The organism is Sphingopyxis sp., from assembly GCF_035565275.1.
In the GTDB taxonomy this organism is placed as follows: domain Bacteria; phylum Pseudomonadota; class Alphaproteobacteria; order Sphingomonadales; family Sphingomonadaceae; genus Sphingopyxis.
The window spans coordinates 1-15,096 of record NZ_DATMST010000102.1 but is presented as its reverse complement, the minus strand read 5'-3'; the positions used below and the strand labels follow the sequence as shown (position 1 = coordinate 15,096).

The window sequence follows — 15,096 nt, the reverse complement described above, 5'->3', positions numbered from 1 at the left end:
GGCGAAGCCATCGCAGAGATCGAGCGTCAGGCTGCGATCAACGAAGATATCATCCGCTGGCTCACCATCAAGGTCGACGAACTCGAAAAGGGTCCGTCGGTGATGATGCGCAAGCAGGAACGTCGTGGCGGCCGCGGCCGTGACCGCGACGGCGAAGAATAAGGAAAACGATCATGGCACGACCCTTTTTCCGCCGCCGCAAGACCTGCCCCTTCAGCCAGAAGGACGCACCGGTCATCGATTACAAGGACGTCCGCCTGCTCCAGGGTTACCTGTCGGAGCGTGGCAAGATCGTCCCGTCGCGGATCACCGCGGTGTCCACCAAGAAGCAGCGTGAGCTGGCGAAGGCGATCAAGCGCTCGCGCCACATCGGCCTGCTCCCCTACATTGTGAAGTAAGGAGGGCGGACCGATGGAAATCATCCTGCTCGAACGTATCGAGAAACTGGGCGGTATCGGCGATGTCGTCACCGTCAAGAACGGCTTTGCCCGCAACTATCTGTTGCCTAACAACAAGGCGCTGCGCGCGAACGACGCGAACCGCAAGCTGTTCGAAGCGAACCGCGCAAAGATCGAATCGGACAACGCCGAACGCCGCGGTGAAGCCGAAGTCCGCTCCAAGGACATCGACGGCAAGCAGATCGTCCTGATCCGCCAGGCGTCGAACACCGGCCAGCTTTATGGTTCGGTTTCGGTCCGTGACATCGTCGATGCACTTGTCGAAGACGGCGTCGAAGGCGTAACCAAGTCGATGGTCGAACTCGAGCGCCCGATCAAGGCGCTCGGCCTCGTCGACGTCAAGGTCAAGCTGCACCCCGAGGTCGCCGTGACCGTCGGCGTCAACGTCGCGCGCTCGCCTGACGAAGCCGAAATGCAGAAGCAGGGCATCGACGTCATCGCCGCGATGTTCGAGGAAGAACAGGCCGAAGCGGTTGCGACGGCGCTGGAACCCGACAGCGAGGACGAGTTCGAAGACGCGACGCCGCCTTCGGAGCTGGCCGCCGAGGAAGCTCCGGCTGCGGACGAGGAAGAAGAGGCCTAAACCCTTCGATCTCGCACGAGACAGAAAAGGCTCCGGAACCCGTGTTCCGGAGCCTTTTTCTTTGATGCACGGGCGTTTGGGAGGCGTCAGCTTTGGGGTGGAAAGCGGACGTTCGTTCCCTCTCCTTCGTCATCCCGGACTTGATCCGGGATCCATACGATGGTGCGGCCATGGATCCCGGATCAAGTCCGGGATGACGATGAGAGATAAGTCCGCAACCGTTCGAAATCTGCCCCTTAATACCCCATCAACGCCAACACTTCCTTCCGGCTGCGCTCGTCGTCGAGGAAGCAGCCGAGCAGGCGGCTCGTGACCATGCCCACGCCGGGGGTGCGTACGCCGCGCCCCGTCATGCATCCATGTTGCGCGTCGATGACCACTGCGACGCCCTGCGGATGCAGATTGTCCCAGATGCAGCGCGCGACCTCTGCCGTCAGCCGTTCCTGTACCTGCAGCCGCCGGGCAAAGCCGTTGAGAACGCGAGCGAGCTTCGAAATGCCGACGACGCGGTCGCGCGGCAGGTAGGCGATCGACGCCTTGCCCGTGATCGGCGCCATATGATGCTCGCAATGCGACTGGAACGGAATATCGCGCAGCAGCACGATCTCGTCATAGCCGCCGACTTCCTGGAACGTGCGCGACAGGTGAAGCGCCGGATCGTCGGCATAGCCCGAACAATATTCCTTCCACGCGCGTGCAACGCGTCGGGGCGTATCGAGCAGGCCTTCGCGCGCGGGGTCGTCGCCGGCCCATTCGATCAGCGTCCGCACGGCGTCCGCGACATGGTCCGGCACGATCACCTTGCCGTCCGGTCCCAATTCGGTCTTGTCGTCGCTCATCGCCCCGCTTTCACTGTTGCCATCTTGTCGCACATTTCGCCCCGCCAGAGCCGATAAGCAAGGCCCCGACCACAAGAATTTATGCCCGCCCGCGAAGTTTACGTTGCGGAATCTTGGCTTTTTCCACTTTCCAAGAGGCGCGGTTTCGCGTCCTTTTTTGAGCCGAACAAGCCACTTGACGCTTTCGTCAACTCGGCGCACCTTTGCACCATACAGAACCCGCTCAAGCGGGTCGTATTCCGGAGAGGCCGGCGTTTTTCCCCGACGCCGGTGGGAGAGGACGATGACCAGCGCAGCTGGCAAGTGGGATACACCCGGGCACCCGGCCATTGCGGCGCGGTGTCCTTTGCCACGTGGGATCACATCCCCTCCCCTTACCACAATTTGATGTTGGGCGGCCCCGCACTGCGCGGGTTCGAAAAAGGGAGGCTATAGATGAAGTTCAAGGCACTGATCGGAACGTCGATCCTTGCGATGACGGTGGCGACGCCGGCTTTGGCGCAGGACGCGGCGGGTGAAGTGGAACGCGATGCTTTCGGCGGCGAAATCGTCGTCACGGCGCAACGCCAGTCGGAACGATTGCAGGACGTTCCCATCGCGGTCAGCGCCTTTTCGGCAGAAGCCCTCGAAAAGCAGCAAATCGACAATGCTTCAGACCTTCAGCTCACCCTTCCCAACGTCACTTTTTCCAAAGGCAACTTCACCGGATCGAGCTTTACGATCCGCGGCATTGGCGATCTGTGCGTCGGATCGAGTTGCGACAGCGCGACCGCAATCCATGTGAACGGCTCGCCGCTGTTCAATACCCGCATCTTCGAAACCGAGTATTTCGATCTGGAGCGCGTCGAAGTGCTGCGTGGGCCGCAAGGCACGCTGTTCGGCCGCAATGCGACCTCGGGCGTGGTCAACTTCGTCACCGCCAAGCCGAAAACGGGTGAGTTTCTGGCGAGCGCCGATGGCGAATATGGCAATTTCGACGCATGGAAAGTGAAGGGGATGGTGAACATCCCGCTGGGCGACACGATCGCCCTGCGCGCCGCGGGCTTCTATCTGAAGCGTGGCGGCTACACGAAGAATCTGTTCGACGGCAACGACATCGACGGTCGCGACATGTATGCGGTCCGGGGTTCGCTGCGCTGGGAGCCCGGCCCCAATACGACCCTCGACTTGATGGGTTATTATTTCCGCGAAAAGGATGACCGCCTGCGCATCCAGAAGCAGTTCTGTCAGCGCGATCCGACCGGCATCCTTGGCTGTCTGAACAATCGCCGCGACGCCGCCAAGGTCAACGGTAATGCGACGTTCCCCAGCGTACTGGGATCGCGCGAGGTCTTCGCGCTGAATGGCATCTCGCCGTTGCTCGGTCTCGGCACAGGCAGCCTCTACGGCGCGGATTCCAATGCCGGCGCGATCGAACCGGCCGACGTCCGCACCGTCAACACCGACTTCACGCCCGAATATTTCACCGACGAAATTCAGGCGCAGGCCCATCTCGACCATAGCTTCGGCACGATCAACCTGAGTCTGACCGGGCTCTATCAGCGTACCCGCGTCGATTCGCGTCAGGACTACAACCTCGATGTCGCCAATCGCGCGACAATCCAGCCTGGCCTGAACGCGCTGGCCTTTCTGGCTGCGAACGGCATTCCCGGCGCGCCGGGCTCGAGCGCCTATTTCGCGCCGATCGCGGCCGCGCTGATCCCCGACGGGCCGACCGGCAAGCTGTGCACGTCGAACACCAATCCCAACGGGTTGGGCGTCTTTGGCGGCGACGCGGTGTGCGGTGACAACGCGCTGGCGTTCGACCGATCGGTCGGCAGATATGAAAGCTGGTCGACCGAAGCGATCATCAGCAGCGATTTCGATGGCCCGTTCAACCTCCTGCTCGGCGGCATCTACGCCAAATCGAAATCAACCAACGTCGACTATTATGTCAACGCCTTCCCGATCGACTATTTCGCTTCGTTGTTCGGCACTTTCACCGCACTTTCGACCGGGCGTCCGCCATCTTTCCTCGGCTCGCCCTATTTCAAGAATCACAACGAAAGCCTGACGCTTAATTCCTACGGCATTTTCGGCGAAGCCTATTTCGAGGCAAGCGACCGGCTGAAATTCACCGTCGGCCTGCGCTACAACAACGACAAGAAGCGCGACCTTTCCAACTCCACGCTGGCGTCATTCCTGGTTCCCTATGGAACGACCGGCGACATCTTCAATTCGCCCTATGCCGGCACCTATGATGCAGATTCGGGCGTCGGCGGCCTGCCCGGTGCGCAGCGGTTCCGCGACCGGACCCAGAAGTTCGATGAATTGACGGGCCGCGCGGTGGTCGATTTCAAGCTCACCGAAGACAATCTGCTCTACGCGTCCTATTCGCGAGGATATAAATCAGGCGGTATCAACCCCGCGCTGCAATTCAGTGTCCCGGGGGTCACGGAAACATTCGCGCCGGAAATCATCGATGCGTTTGAAATCGGATCGAAGAACACCTTCGGCAACGGCGCGCTTCAGCTCAACCTGACCGGCTTCTATTACAAATATAAGGGTCTGCAGCTAAGCCGCATCGTCGCGCGAACCTCGGTTAACGACAATGTCGATGCCGACATCTATGGTTTCGAGGCCGAAGCCATGATCCGTCCCGATCCCGACTGGCTGTTCAACTTGGGGTTCAGCTATCTGAAGACCAAGGTCACCGACGACAAGCTGTTCGTCAACCAACGTGACCCTTCGGGCGGTCTCGCCAATTCAGTCATCATCAAGGATATCAGCCAGGCGTTCAATTGCGCCGTTGTCGCCAACGTCGGCGGTCAGGCCGTCGCAGACGGGTTCGTGACCAGCGTCAATACCGCGATCAATGCCTCGCGCGGTCTGGCGCCCGCAAACGACCCCAACACTCAGGGGCTGCGCGGTCCGACGCCCTTTCCGTCCGATGCCAACCTCGGCGCAGCAACGGGCGCGTTCAGCAGCTGCGCCACGCTGGAAACCGCCGCCGCAGGAACGGGGGGTGCTATCACCGTCTATGGCGGTGGCGTGCCGGTCAGCATCAAGGGCAATTCCTTGCCGCAGGCACCGAATTTCAAATTCTCGGCCGGTGTCCAGCATACCGTCAATTTCTCCGGCGGCATGTCGCTCGTCCCGCGTCTTGACCTCACCTACACGGGCGACAGCTATGGCAATATCTTCAACGGCCGCGTGAACAAGGTGAAGGGCTATGCCCAGGCAAATGCACAGCTCCAGCTCAACGGCACCGACGACCGCTGGTATGTCCGTGCTTTCATCCAGAATATCTTCGACAATAACGCAACCACCGGCCTGTATCTGACCGATCAGTCATCGGGTCTGTTCACCAATATCTTCACCCTCGAACCCCGCCGTTACGGCATCGGAGCGGGCGTGAAGTTCTAAGCCGGCGGCTTAAACCGCCGACAAAAAAGCCCCGGCCTCTCGATCGAGAGGCCGGGGTTTCTTTTTGCCCTGCTGCCGCCGGGGCCGGAGCGTTCGACCGCCCGGCCGCAGGCGATCAGAATTTGAAGCGAACGGTGCCGCCATAGGTGCGCGGCTGGCTCGGATAACCCGAGACGCTGCCCGACTGGGCGACGGCCGGGAAGATCGTCGTCAGATATTGCGCGTTGGTGAGGTTGCGGCCCCACACGCCGACGTCGAGGCCGTTGGTGAGGCGGATCGTGAACGACGCATTGAGCGAGTTCACTTCGCGCTTGAACTGCTTTGCGATCAGCAGTCCCTGCTCGTCCGATCCGAAGCCGCTCAGACCCTCAACGATCTGGGTCGGGCTCTCATAGGCATAATCGACATGCGCGATCGCCTTGATACCGCTGCCGAATTCGTGGGTGTAGGTCGCGCCCATCGACATCGACAGTTCGGGGATACCGGCAGGCTTCGTACCCGAGATGTCACCGAACGCCGAAGCGACAAAGCTGTCATACTTGGCATCGAGATAGGTCGCTGCCAGCGTCAGGTTGAGCCCGGCGACCGGACGCACCGAACCGTCGAACTCGATCCCGAAGGTCGACTGCTTGCCGGCGTTCGCGAGTGCGAAGCCGGTGCCGGTGAAGACGTTCGACTGGAAGCCCTTGATCGACTGTTTGAACACCGCGATATTCACCGCCGCGACGTCCCACTGGCCCTTCAGGCCGACTTCGTAAACCGTCGATTCCTCGGGCGCCGCATAACGCGAACCCGCGACAAGGTTCGGAAGGCCACGACCGGCGGCGATGATCGCCGGCAGGTCGGCGGCAAGCGGACGGCTGTCGCGCGACAGGTTGATCGAGCTCGCCTTGAAGCCCGTCCCATAGGTCGCATAGACGTTGACCGTGTCGGTGAGCTCATAAGCGGCGCGAACGCTGTACGAGAAGTCGCTGTCGCTCGTCTTGCCGCTTTCAACCTCGTTCGGAACGTCGAGGAACGGCGGCAGGAACTGGAACGGCTTCAGCCCGGCGAGCGGATTGGCGCTGCTGCCGTCGGGAAGCGTCGCGGTCGGATTGGCAGCGAGGAATGCGGCCGTTGCGGGATCTACGCCGGCATTAACCAGCAGGAGCTGACGGAAGGGCGTATAGACGGGCGCGTCGAGATCGATGCTCGAGAACACATCGTTGCTATCCACATTCGCCGAAAAACGCTTGCGGTCCTTGGTATAATTTCCGCCCAAGGTCAGCGTCAGACGATCGGTGACTTCGAAATCGACCGTCCCGAAGATCGAGAAGGCCTCGTTCTTCATGCGATAGTCCTCATCCATGCCGGTCCCGGCGCGGAAGAAGGACCCGGAAGGCGCGCCGAGCGCCCCCTCCAGCGTCGCCACGTTGAGCCCGCCACCGCTTGCCGCGCGGATCAGCGCATCGCCATAGTCGCGGAAGTCCTCGCCGAACTTGATCGCGCTCTGCTGTTTCACCTTTTCATTGAAATAATAGCCGCCGAGCAGGAAGTTGAGCGGACCGTCGAAATCCGACGTCAGGCGGATTTCCTGCGTGAAGGTATCGATTCCGACATTGTCGCTCTTTTCGCCGATCAGATCGGCTGCGGTGAAGTCCGAATCCTGGTTCGTATCGGCCTGTACCTTGCGATAGGCGGTGATCGAGGTCAGCGCGAGATTGCCGAGATCATAATCGATCTGCGCCGAACCGCCGTAATTCTCGATCCTGTTAGTCGACAGGAAGTTGTTGTAAACATTGTACGAAAACGGATTTTCGCGATCGACACTGGGACCGCCCACAAGAAAGTCGGTGATCGCGACGGTCGGGCCGGCGATGACATTGCCCGCGATGCAGCAATTTTCGTCGATCTTGTCATAGTCGCCGATCAGGCGGATCGAGAGCGCGTCGGTCGGTTCGAACAGAAGCTGGCCGCGAACGCCCCAGCGGTTGCGGTCGTTGACGTCGGTGTCGAGGTTAAGGTCCTGCGCATAACCGTCGCGGCGGTTGTAATTCCCGCCGATCGAGAAGGCGATGGTGTCGCTGATCGGACCGGTCACGTCGCCCTTGACGGTGATCGCGTCATAATTGCCATAGGTGACTTCGGCCGAGCCGCCGAATTCGAACTGCGGCTTTTGCGTGACGATGCTGATCACGCCCGCCGAGGCGTTCTTGCCGAACAGCGTCGATTGCGGGCCGCGCAGCACTTCGATGCGCTCGACGTTGGGAAGGTCCCCGATCTGGGCGGCCGAACGCGAACGATAGACGCCGTCGATAAACACGCCCACCGACGGTTCGATACCCGCGTTGTTCGCACCGTTGCCGAAGCCGCGGATGATGAAGTTGGTGTTCGCACTCGACTGGAGCTGCGACACGCGAAGGCTCGGGACCGCTGTCTGCAGGTCGATGAGATCGCGAATCTGCGCGTCTTCAAGCTGGGCTGCCGACGTCACCGATACGGCAACGGGCGTGTCCTGCAGCGTCTGCGAGCGCTTGCTGGCGGTGACGATGATGTCGTTGCCATAATCCGTGACATCATTGGTCGTTGCCGGCTCGGCCGGAGCGGCGTCCTGGGCGAAGGCATAGGCGGGGGTGGTGGCGGCACACAGCACGGTGGCGCCCAACAATATGTTGCGCAAAGTCATGATGATGTCTCTCTCTCCAAAACCACCGAAGCGCAGCCAGAAGCTTGTCGGGAGATGCCCGGTAGTGACTGATTGGTCTAACGCACCGCCCCGCGGCGTCAACGCACACGCACGTGAAACTCCGGATTTTCTGTATGTTAGTGGCACAAAAGCAACAGTTTACGTTACGGAAGGCGTAACCCGACTGTCACAAAAAATTACAAATGACGATGCGGAGAAAGTGGTGCCTGGGGACGGGATCGAACCGCCGACACTGCGATTTTCAGTCGCATGCTCTACCAACTGAGCTACCCAGGCAAACCGCTGCGGCCGGTCGGCCGCGCTGGCGAGCGGCGGCTATAGGCAGGGCATTGCGTCCTGTCCAGCACCTTTCTTCGCCTTCGATTTGACGATTATCCCTCGTCGAAACGGTCGTCATCGGCGGTGCCGTCGGGCGCCTGATCGACCGGCACGCGATAGCCCTCGCCAAACCAGTTCAGAAGATCACGGTCGCGGCAACCGCGGCCGCAGAAGGGCTTGAATTCAGGGTCGCGCGGTTTGCCGCACAGCGGGCAGCGCGGGGATTTACTGGGCATGGCCCACTCCTTTGACGGCCGGATCGCGCTCCAGGTGGACGGCGCGGCCGGTGCGATTCTGCAGCGTGTCGATCCAGTGGGCGTGCGCGGCGATATGGTCGATCACGCCGGCGCGCGCGGTCAGTCTCAATACGCCCGTCCCGACCGCGCGTTCTGCCTGTCGCAGCAGCAGTGCCGCGTCGGTTGCAACGGGGTCGAGACGGATTTGCTCGATCAGCGACGGACGATCGCGGCGGCGAATGATCTGCATGAAGCCGAAGCCGTTGACTGCGGTGCGCTCGAACGGCTGCGGCAACGCAGCATCGATCGCTGCATCGATCGCCTGCCGTCCGGCGCGATCTGGCAGCGACGGAAAGTCGATGCCGATCGAGCCGCCGATGCCGCAGCGGCGAATTACGGCGGCCGCGGCAGCAGCGCCCGCCCTGGCGAGCGTCAGCGCTTCACCCTCTCCGTCGATATCGATCAGCAGCATCGCAGGCGTGGCATCGACCCAGAGCGCGCCGCCCGCGAACGGCCAATGGCCGGTGCGGACGCAGTCGATCAGTTCGGACCACCCTGCCTGTTCGAGGCGGTCGGCATCGGCCGCACCCAGGTCAGCAACGCGCTCGCCCTTCGCTGCAATCCGGCTTCGGAGGTCGGGACCATCAGCAATCTCCGCTCCGGCTTCCGCCATCCTTGCTCGCGCGGGCTTGTCGCGCGCGCGTTCGCGCAGGGGCATGCGGGTGATTTCGACAATGATCTTCGCGCCGGTCGAGGTCGAGGGGGGCAAGCCGGCGAGCGTCGCGTGCGGCGTGCCGGGCCAGTCGAGCGCGATCAGCGCACCCTTGCCGCCCCGGCCGGCCTCGACCAGCTTCGCCGCGAGTACCGCGCCGACGCGCGGCCCCTCGCCTTCGCGTTCGATCCGCGCCTCGATGATTTCGCCATTTTCGACCAGCGCCGCGCGCGCCTCGCCGATCCCGGCTTCGTACAGCCACTCAGCCAAGCGGGATTCCCGCGCCGGTGAGCAGCGTCCGCGCCTCGAAAAGCGGCAGGCCGACGACGTTCGAATGGCTGCCAGACAGGAACCGGACGAAGGTTTCGGCACGGCCCTGGATCGCATAGCCGCCCGCCTTGCCCATCCCCTCGCCGCTCGCGACATAACTGTCGATCTCGATGGCGCCCAACACCTTGAACGCAACGACCGTATCGACGACGCGCGTCCGGGCTTTTCCATCGGCCCCGACAACGCAAATGCCCGAATAGACATGGTGACGGCGGCCGGAGAGGAGCCCGAGCATCCGGCGCAGGTCAGCCTCGTCGGCGGGCTTTTCCAATATGCGGCGGCCCACCGCGACGGTCGTATCGCCCGCGAGCACCACCTCTTCCGGCGCGCGCTCAACGGCAAGTGCCTTGGCTCTGGCCAGCCGGGCGACATAGTCGCGCGGAAGCTCGCCCTTCAGCGGCGTCTCGTCGATTTCAGGAGCCGCGATGCGGGCGGGCTCAAGGCCGATCCGCGCCAGCAATTCGCGCCGGCGCGGTGACGTCGAGGCCAGAACCAGCGCGGGAGGTATCGTCGCGCCGCTCACTTGAAGCGATAGGTGATCCGACCCTTGGTCAGGTCATAGGGCGTGAGTTCGACGAGCACTTCGTCGCCGACCAGCACACGGATGCGATTCTTGCGCATCTTGCCGGCCGTATGGCCCAGAATCTCGTGGTCGTTTTCCAGTTTGACGCGAAACATCGCGTTGGGCAGCAGTTCGACCACCTGGCCGCGCATTTCCAGAAGTTCTTCTTTCGCCATCAGTCCTCTTATTGGCTCGAATTCGAAGGATGCGCGCCCATAACCGCAATTGGCCGCAATTGAAAGCAATCTGTCACAGGGATCATTCGACGAGACGCAGCTTGCGCGCGCCCCTCCAGATGACGGTCTTCATCCAAGCATAGCTCGGCCAGCGTGGCGGCATTTGCGGATCGAGCCCCATGCGGCGCAGCGCGGCGTTGGCGGCGTGCGCTTCGGATTCGCGATAACTCCATTCGCTGCGCCAGGTAATCGACAGCGAAATCGACGGCGCTTCGCCGTTAGCGACGAAATGCGGCGCCATCACGGGCATCAGCACCGCGTCGCCCGGACCGAGCGGCACCTGCTGCGCGTCGTCCTTGTAATCTTCCTCCCACGGCAGGTTGCGATGACCGCCGGTGTGATAGCGTTCATGCTCGCGGCGATGCGCGAACCGTTCGTCGCCGGCGGGCCAGACATGCATCACCTTCGTTCCGCGTAGCTGGAGCAGGATGTTGTGCTCGGGATCGAAATGGAAGGGCGTGATCGAGCCGGGCGACGAGATGAAGACAAAACCCTGCGGCGTCAGCATCGCGCCGGTACGCGGGGTCACGAGGGGTTCGAGTTCGCCGAGCAGATCGAGCAGCAGCGTGCGATAAACATCGACATTCTCGATATTCTTGAGCACCGCCCAGCTGCCGTTGGTATCGATCGTGCGGATCGTCTCGCCGATCGAAAGGCCGTTCGAGGGGATATCCTCGGGCCGGATGCCGATCGGAACATCGCCCGGATTATATTCGACCTCGCTCGCCGGCAGGCGTTCGCCAAGCTTTGCCAGCGCTTCGAGCGACAGCAAGGGGTGGTCGGGAAGATGGTGATGCAACAACCCCGCCTGCAGCGGATAAAGCGCCGCCATCCGCTCTAGCGTTTCGGAAGGAAATACGGGTCGGGCGATCGGCTGATGCGCGGTCATGAAGAACTTTCCGTTTCATTTTCGGGCGACGCGGCGCCCCTCCAGCGCCGCCAGAATCGCTCCGCCCGCGTCAGCATGGCGTAGCGCAGCCGATCGACGGGGCCCGACAGGGGCGCATTGACCCACACCAGCGCGCGGCGTTCGCGCCAGACGCTGTCGATCATCGGATGGCCGGGCGCCGCGCAGCTGTCGACCCACGATATATGCGGATCGTCCAGCAGGTCGAGGTTCGCCTGCTGCAGCAATACTCCGGGCGAGAAGCGGGCATAATCCTCGTCGAACGCGGTCTTGAACGAAAAGCCGCCGGGCGGGCAGAGAAAGTTCACCAGCATCGCGAGCGGCCTGCCGTCCAGATCGAGCGCGCGCATGTCGAGCCGGCCCGCCTCTGCGGCGGTCGACAGGATCGCGCGGAACCAGGCTTCGGTATCGCCGTGACTCGCGAGCGCCGAACCCGCCGCGCCTTTCCAGCCCCGCGCCTCGAGGGCGAGAAAGGCGTCGATCCACGATTCCACAGGCTCGCCCGGTTGCCAGCGGCGAAAGCCCGTCTCGCCAAGTTCCGAGAGCCGGTTCGCCTGCCGGCGCAGTTCCTTGCGCTTTTTCGCGCGCACCGCATCATCCCAATATTCGGCCGGCGACAGCCGGCTTTCGAGCAGCGCGCGTCCCTCGCGGTGCACGACCTCGGCCGCGCCGCCGCGCCCGCGCGCTACCTCCACCAGCGCGCGGTGCAATGGGCCATCCCCGGTCAGCCGCGGCACATGCACCAGCGTCTGCGCCCATGGCGCGGCATCGCACCAGCCGAGCAGGATCGACCAGAACAGGCGTTCGAACCCGGCGCGAACCAGCGGGGCGCCATGAAAATGATTGGGATGCGCCCAGCCCGTGACGTGGCGTAGCGGCAGACGGCCGTAGTGCGTCGCGGACGCGATCGGCATAATCCCGATCAGCGGCCCGTCGCTGCCATCGCGCACGAGTATCAGCCGGGCGTGCCGGTCGGGATCGAGCAGGTGAAGCGCCGACTGCAGACACCAGCGCTCGGCAAAGGGATTGGGCTCGCTCGCCTCGTCGGCCAATCGGTCCCATGCGGCGGCAAGGTCGTCCGACAGCGTCAGGGGATCGACGACGCGCACCGTCAGCGGAGCCGTTTCGATGGAGCTTGCGGGAAAGGCGGGGTGGACCGTCATCGGGAGCGAGCCTAGCAGCGAAGCGTTAAGAACGGGTGGCGATTCGACGCCGTATTACCCGTCGGAACCCCGACTATGGAACGGCGGGTTGCGACCAAAGCTGCATCTCTTTCATCGTCGCCCCGGACCTGATCCGGGGTCCATGACTTCAGCGCTGCGGTGGATCCCGGATCAAGTCCGGGATGACGAATGGCAGAAAGCCACCCCCAATGCGGTCGCAAAGCATCAAATCCCGAACAGCTTCGCCAGCGATTTTTCCAGCATGAAGAATTGCCAGATCAGCCGGCCGTGATCGCGGCGGCCCGACTGGTGTGCGGCGACGATTCGTTCGATCTCTCCCATGTCGAACCAGCCCGCGCGGGCGAGCGTCGACGAGGTCGCGAGCGCTTTCGCCTGCTCCACCAGCGGCCCGCGGAACCAGTGCGACACCGGCGTCACGAAACCCATCTTGGGACGGTAGAGGATGTCGTGCGGCAGATAGCGTTCCATCGCCTGCTTCATGATCGCCTTGCCCGTCCCGCGCCTGACGCGCATCGACGCAGGCAGGCTCGCGGCGAATTCGATCAGCCGGTAGTCGAGCAAGGGCTCGCGCGCCTCGAGGCTGACCGCCATGCTCATCCGGTCGGTCTTGGTCAGGATATCGCCGGGCAGCCAGATCTGCATATCGGCATATTGGGCGCGGTCGAGCGGCTCGCGCGCGGGCGCCTCGGCCATCGCCTTCCAGTATCGCGTCTCGGCGACATGATCGCCAAGCGCATGATGCGCCGCGTCGTTGAACAGGCGCGAGCGTTGCGCGATGCCCGTGACGCCGACCGCTTCGGCATAGCCCTCGGCCCCGCTTTTCGACAGGCTCGCGAGCGTGGCGCGGGCGCGCAAGGGCCGCGGCGCCCAGTCCATCTGCGGCCAGACGCGCGACAGCGGGCCGAGCACGCCGCGACGCAGAAAGCCGGGGATCAGCCCGCGCAGCCTTTCTTCCTGATGCTGGAACACCAGTCGACGATAACCCGCGAACGCCTCGTCGGCGCCGTCGCCCGAGAGCGCGACCGTCACCTCTTCGCGCGCGAGTTCGCAAACGCGATAGGTCGGCAGCGCGCTCGCGTCGGCAAAGGGTTCGTCGAACATGTCGGCAATTTTGTCGACGAGCGCGAAATCGCCCGATGACACGGTGCGCGTCCGGTGGTCGGTCGCGAAGCGTTCGGCGATCTGCTGCGCATAGGCAGTTTCGTCGAGCGCCGCCTGGTCGAAGCCGATCGTGCAGGTCTTGACTGCCTTTGCGCTCGCTTCCGCCATCAGGGCGACGACCGCGCTGCTGTCGACCCCGCCCGACAGAAACGCTCCGAGCGGGACGTCGGATATCATGCGGTCGGTCACCGCGGCGCGCATCAGATGGACGAGATGTTCGGCCGCCTCGCCCTCGCTCGCACGGATGCGCTTCGAAAAATCAGGCGCCCACCAGCGCGTCGGCGCCGGAACGGGTTTGCCGCGTTCGAGCATCAGAAAATGCCCGGCAGGCAGTTTTTCGACCCCTGCGACGATGCAGTTATCGTCTGGAACGTAACCGAAGGCGAGGAAATCCTCGATTGCGGTCAGATTGGCTTCCTGTCGCAGCAACGGGTTGCGGAGCAGCCCCTTCAGCTCCGATGCGAACGCGACCGATCCGTCCGACAGCCGGACATGGTGGAGCGGCTTGACCCCCAGCCGGTCGCGGGCGAGGAACAGACAGCCGCGCTGATGGTCGTGGATCGCAAAGGCGAACATGCCGTTGAGGCGCGCGAGACAGTCGGGTCCCCATTGGCGCCACGCCGCGATGATGACCTCGGTATCGCCGCTGGTGCGGAAGCGGTGGCCGCGATCCTCAAGCTCGGCGCGAAGCTCGCGGAAATTGTAGATTTCGCCGTTGTAGGTGAGCGTGACGAGCTCGTCGTCGCTCGCCATCGGTTGCGGGCTGCCGGCGATATCGATGATCGAGAGGCGGAGATGCGCAAGGCCGACGCCGGGGGCGGTCCATTCACCCGATCCGTCGGGACCGCGATGACTCATCGGATGCAGCATCGCGCGCAGTCGCGCGGGGTCGACCGGCTTCGCCGTTTCGAGATGATAAATGCCCGCGATCCCACACATGTGCAGCCAGACCTAGCGGGTTTTCAGCGCGCGGTCAGCCATGGCGTTGACTCCACCCGACGCGGAAACGAAATCCTCTATCGCATTGCGGCCGCCCTGCCGCGCTTCGCTCGATACGATGAGCGAGAGCGCGCGCGGATCGCCGCCGAGCAATCGCGCGCCAAGACCGGCGAACTTTGCGGCGCGCGGGCTCCCCGTCGCCTTGCCGTCGACGACATACCATGTGGCAGCATCGCGCAGCACCGGACCGGGGTGGAGCAGCCGCTCGGTCTTTGCACCATCGACCGGAGCGAGCGCCGCACTCCACGCCCATTTGCCGTCGGGGTCGATCGCGCCCTGCCCGTAAGCGACGACCTCGCGCCCTTCGGCCTGACGTTCGTAGCCGCCGATCGCGACCGTCACGACCTGCCCCTTGTCGTTGGCGAACTGGCGGAGCAACCGCTGGTCGGCGCCGTCGAAGCGCGGCGCCCATGCGGTGCCGCCGACACGCACGTCGCGCCATCCCGGTGCCGCCTCGACCGCCATCGTCGCGGGCAGCGG

14 protein-coding genes and 1 tRNA gene are annotated in these 15,096 nt (G+C 63.4%); 4 read left to right on the top strand and 11 right to left on the bottom strand.

Annotated features, from left to right (window positions below; all coding sequences use genetic code 11):
- The 3 genes from VN047_RS07260 to rplI all read left to right on the top strand — a co-directional run.
- Nucleotides 1–162 (top strand): 30S ribosomal protein S6 (locus VN047_RS07260; RefSeq protein WP_414712676.1); only part of this gene is annotated, 162 nt, incomplete at its 5' end.
- 11 nt (nt 163–173) lie between these two features.
- Nucleotides 174–398 (top strand): 30S ribosomal protein S18, encoded by a 225-nt coding sequence (rpsR, locus tag VN047_RS07255; RefSeq protein ID WP_037517582.1) that lies wholly within the window; start codon nt 174–176, stop codon nt 396–398.
- Between the two features lie 13 nt (nt 399–411).
- Entirely contained in the window at nt 412–1,041 is a 630-nt protein-coding gene (rplI, locus tag VN047_RS07250) for a 50S ribosomal protein L9 (protein ID WP_325541459.1), read from the top strand.
- Nucleotides 1,042–1,277: 236 nt separating this feature from the next.
- Here the strand turns inward: rplI and folE are convergent, their stop codons facing one another.
- Nucleotides 1,278–1,880, bottom strand: coding sequence for a GTP cyclohydrolase I FolE (gene folE / locus VN047_RS07245; protein WP_325541458.1), 603 nt, complete (start codon nt 1,878–1,880; stop codon nt 1,278–1,280).
- A 435-nt stretch (nt 1,881–2,315) separates the two neighbouring features.
- Between folE and VN047_RS07240 the strand changes: the two genes are divergently transcribed.
- Nucleotides 2,316–5,285 carry a TonB-dependent receptor gene (locus VN047_RS07240; RefSeq protein WP_325541457.1) on the top strand — a complete coding sequence of 990 codons (2,970 nt, stop codon included), beginning with the start codon at nt 2,316–2,318 and terminating at the stop codon, nt 5,283–5,285.
- A 115-nt stretch (nt 5,286–5,400) separates the two neighbouring features.
- Here the strand turns inward: VN047_RS07240 and VN047_RS07235 are convergent, their stop codons facing one another.
- From VN047_RS07235 to VN047_RS07190, 10 genes are all read right to left on the bottom strand, one after another.
- Complete coding sequence (locus VN047_RS07235) at nt 5,401–7,950, bottom strand: TonB-dependent receptor (RefSeq protein WP_325541456.1); 2,550 nt, start codon at nt 7,948–7,950, stop codon at nt 5,401–5,403.
- A gap of 221 nt (nt 7,951–8,171) precedes the next feature.
- A tRNA-Phe gene (locus tag VN047_RS07230) sits at nt 8,172–8,247 on the bottom strand.
- Between the two features lie 95 nt (nt 8,248–8,342).
- Nucleotides 8,343–8,525, bottom strand: coding sequence for a DNA gyrase inhibitor YacG (locus tag VN047_RS07225; RefSeq protein WP_325541455.1), 183 nt, complete (start codon nt 8,523–8,525; stop codon nt 8,343–8,345).
- Nucleotides 8,515–9,507: a ribonuclease gene (locus tag VN047_RS07220; protein WP_325541454.1), complete on the bottom strand. Its 993-nt coding sequence runs from the start codon at nt 9,505–9,507 to the stop codon at nt 8,515–8,517. The genes VN047_RS07225 and VN047_RS07220 overlap by 11 nt, the downstream gene beginning before the upstream one ends.
- Complete coding sequence (locus tag VN047_RS07215; RefSeq protein ID WP_325541453.1) at nt 9,500–10,090, bottom strand: nucleoside triphosphate pyrophosphatase; 591 nt, start codon at nt 10,088–10,090, stop codon at nt 9,500–9,502. Before VN047_RS07215 ends, VN047_RS07220 begins: the two co-directional genes overlap by 8 nt.
- Nucleotides 10,087–10,305, bottom strand: coding sequence for a translation initiation factor IF-1 (infA, locus tag VN047_RS07210; protein WP_010162480.1), 219 nt, complete (start codon nt 10,303–10,305; stop codon nt 10,087–10,089). Before infA ends, VN047_RS07215 begins: the two co-directional genes overlap by 4 nt.
- An 82-nt stretch (nt 10,306–10,387) precedes the next feature.
- Nucleotides 10,388–11,254 (bottom strand): cupin-like domain-containing protein, encoded by an 867-nt coding sequence (locus VN047_RS07205; protein WP_325541452.1) that lies wholly within the window; start codon nt 11,252–11,254, stop codon nt 10,388–10,390.
- Complete coding sequence (locus tag VN047_RS07200; RefSeq protein WP_325541451.1) at nt 11,251–12,435, bottom strand: GNAT family N-acetyltransferase; 1,185 nt, start codon at nt 12,433–12,435, stop codon at nt 11,251–11,253. Before VN047_RS07200 ends, VN047_RS07205 begins: the two co-directional genes overlap by 4 nt.
- Nucleotides 12,436–12,660: 225 nt before the next feature.
- Nucleotides 12,661–14,556, bottom strand: a complete 1,896-nt coding sequence (locus VN047_RS07195) for an XrtA/PEP-CTERM system amidotransferase (protein ID WP_325541450.1) — start codon at nt 14,554–14,556, stop codon at nt 12,661–12,663.
- A 12-nt stretch (nt 14,557–14,568) separates the two neighbouring features.
- Nucleotides 14,569–15,096, bottom strand: a 528-nt coding sequence (locus VN047_RS07190; protein WP_325541449.1) for an exosortase C-terminal domain/associated protein EpsI, incomplete at its 5' end; no start/stop codon positions are given.

Excerpts from the sequence above, each read along its gene's own strand:
- VN047_RS07235 (WP_325541456.1), bottom strand. The coding sequence starts at position 7,950 with ATGACTTTGCGCAACATATTGTTGGGCGCCACCGTGCTGTGTGCCGCC.
- folE (WP_325541458.1), bottom strand. The coding sequence starts at position 1,880 with ATGAGCGACGACAAGACCGAATTGGGACCGGACGGCAAGGTGATCGTG.
- rplI (WP_325541459.1), top strand. The coding sequence starts at position 412 with ATGGAAATCATCCTGCTCGAACGTATCGAGAAACTGGGCGGTATCGGC.
- VN047_RS07205 (WP_325541452.1), bottom strand. The coding sequence starts at position 11,254 with ATGACCGCGCATCAGCCGATCGCCCGACCCGTATTTCCTTCCGAAACG.
- infA (WP_010162480.1), bottom strand. The coding sequence starts at position 10,305 with ATGGCGAAAGAAGAACTTCTGGAAATGCGCGGCCAGGTGGTCGAACTG.
- VN047_RS07225 (WP_325541455.1), bottom strand. The coding sequence starts at position 8,525 with ATGCCCAGTAAATCCCCGCGCTGCCCGCTGTGCGGCAAACCGCGCGAC.
- rpsR (WP_037517582.1), top strand. The coding sequence starts at position 174 with ATGGCACGACCCTTTTTCCGCCGCCGCAAGACCTGCCCCTTCAGCCAG.
- VN047_RS07240 (WP_325541457.1), top strand. The coding sequence starts at position 2,316 with ATGAAGTTCAAGGCACTGATCGGAACGTCGATCCTTGCGATGACGGTG.
- VN047_RS07200 (WP_325541451.1), bottom strand. The coding sequence starts at position 12,435 with ATGACGGTCCACCCCGCCTTTCCCGCAAGCTCCATCGAAACGGCTCCG.
- VN047_RS07195 (WP_325541450.1), bottom strand. The coding sequence starts at position 14,556 with ATGTGTGGGATCGCGGGCATTTATCATCTCGAAACGGCGAAGCCGGTC.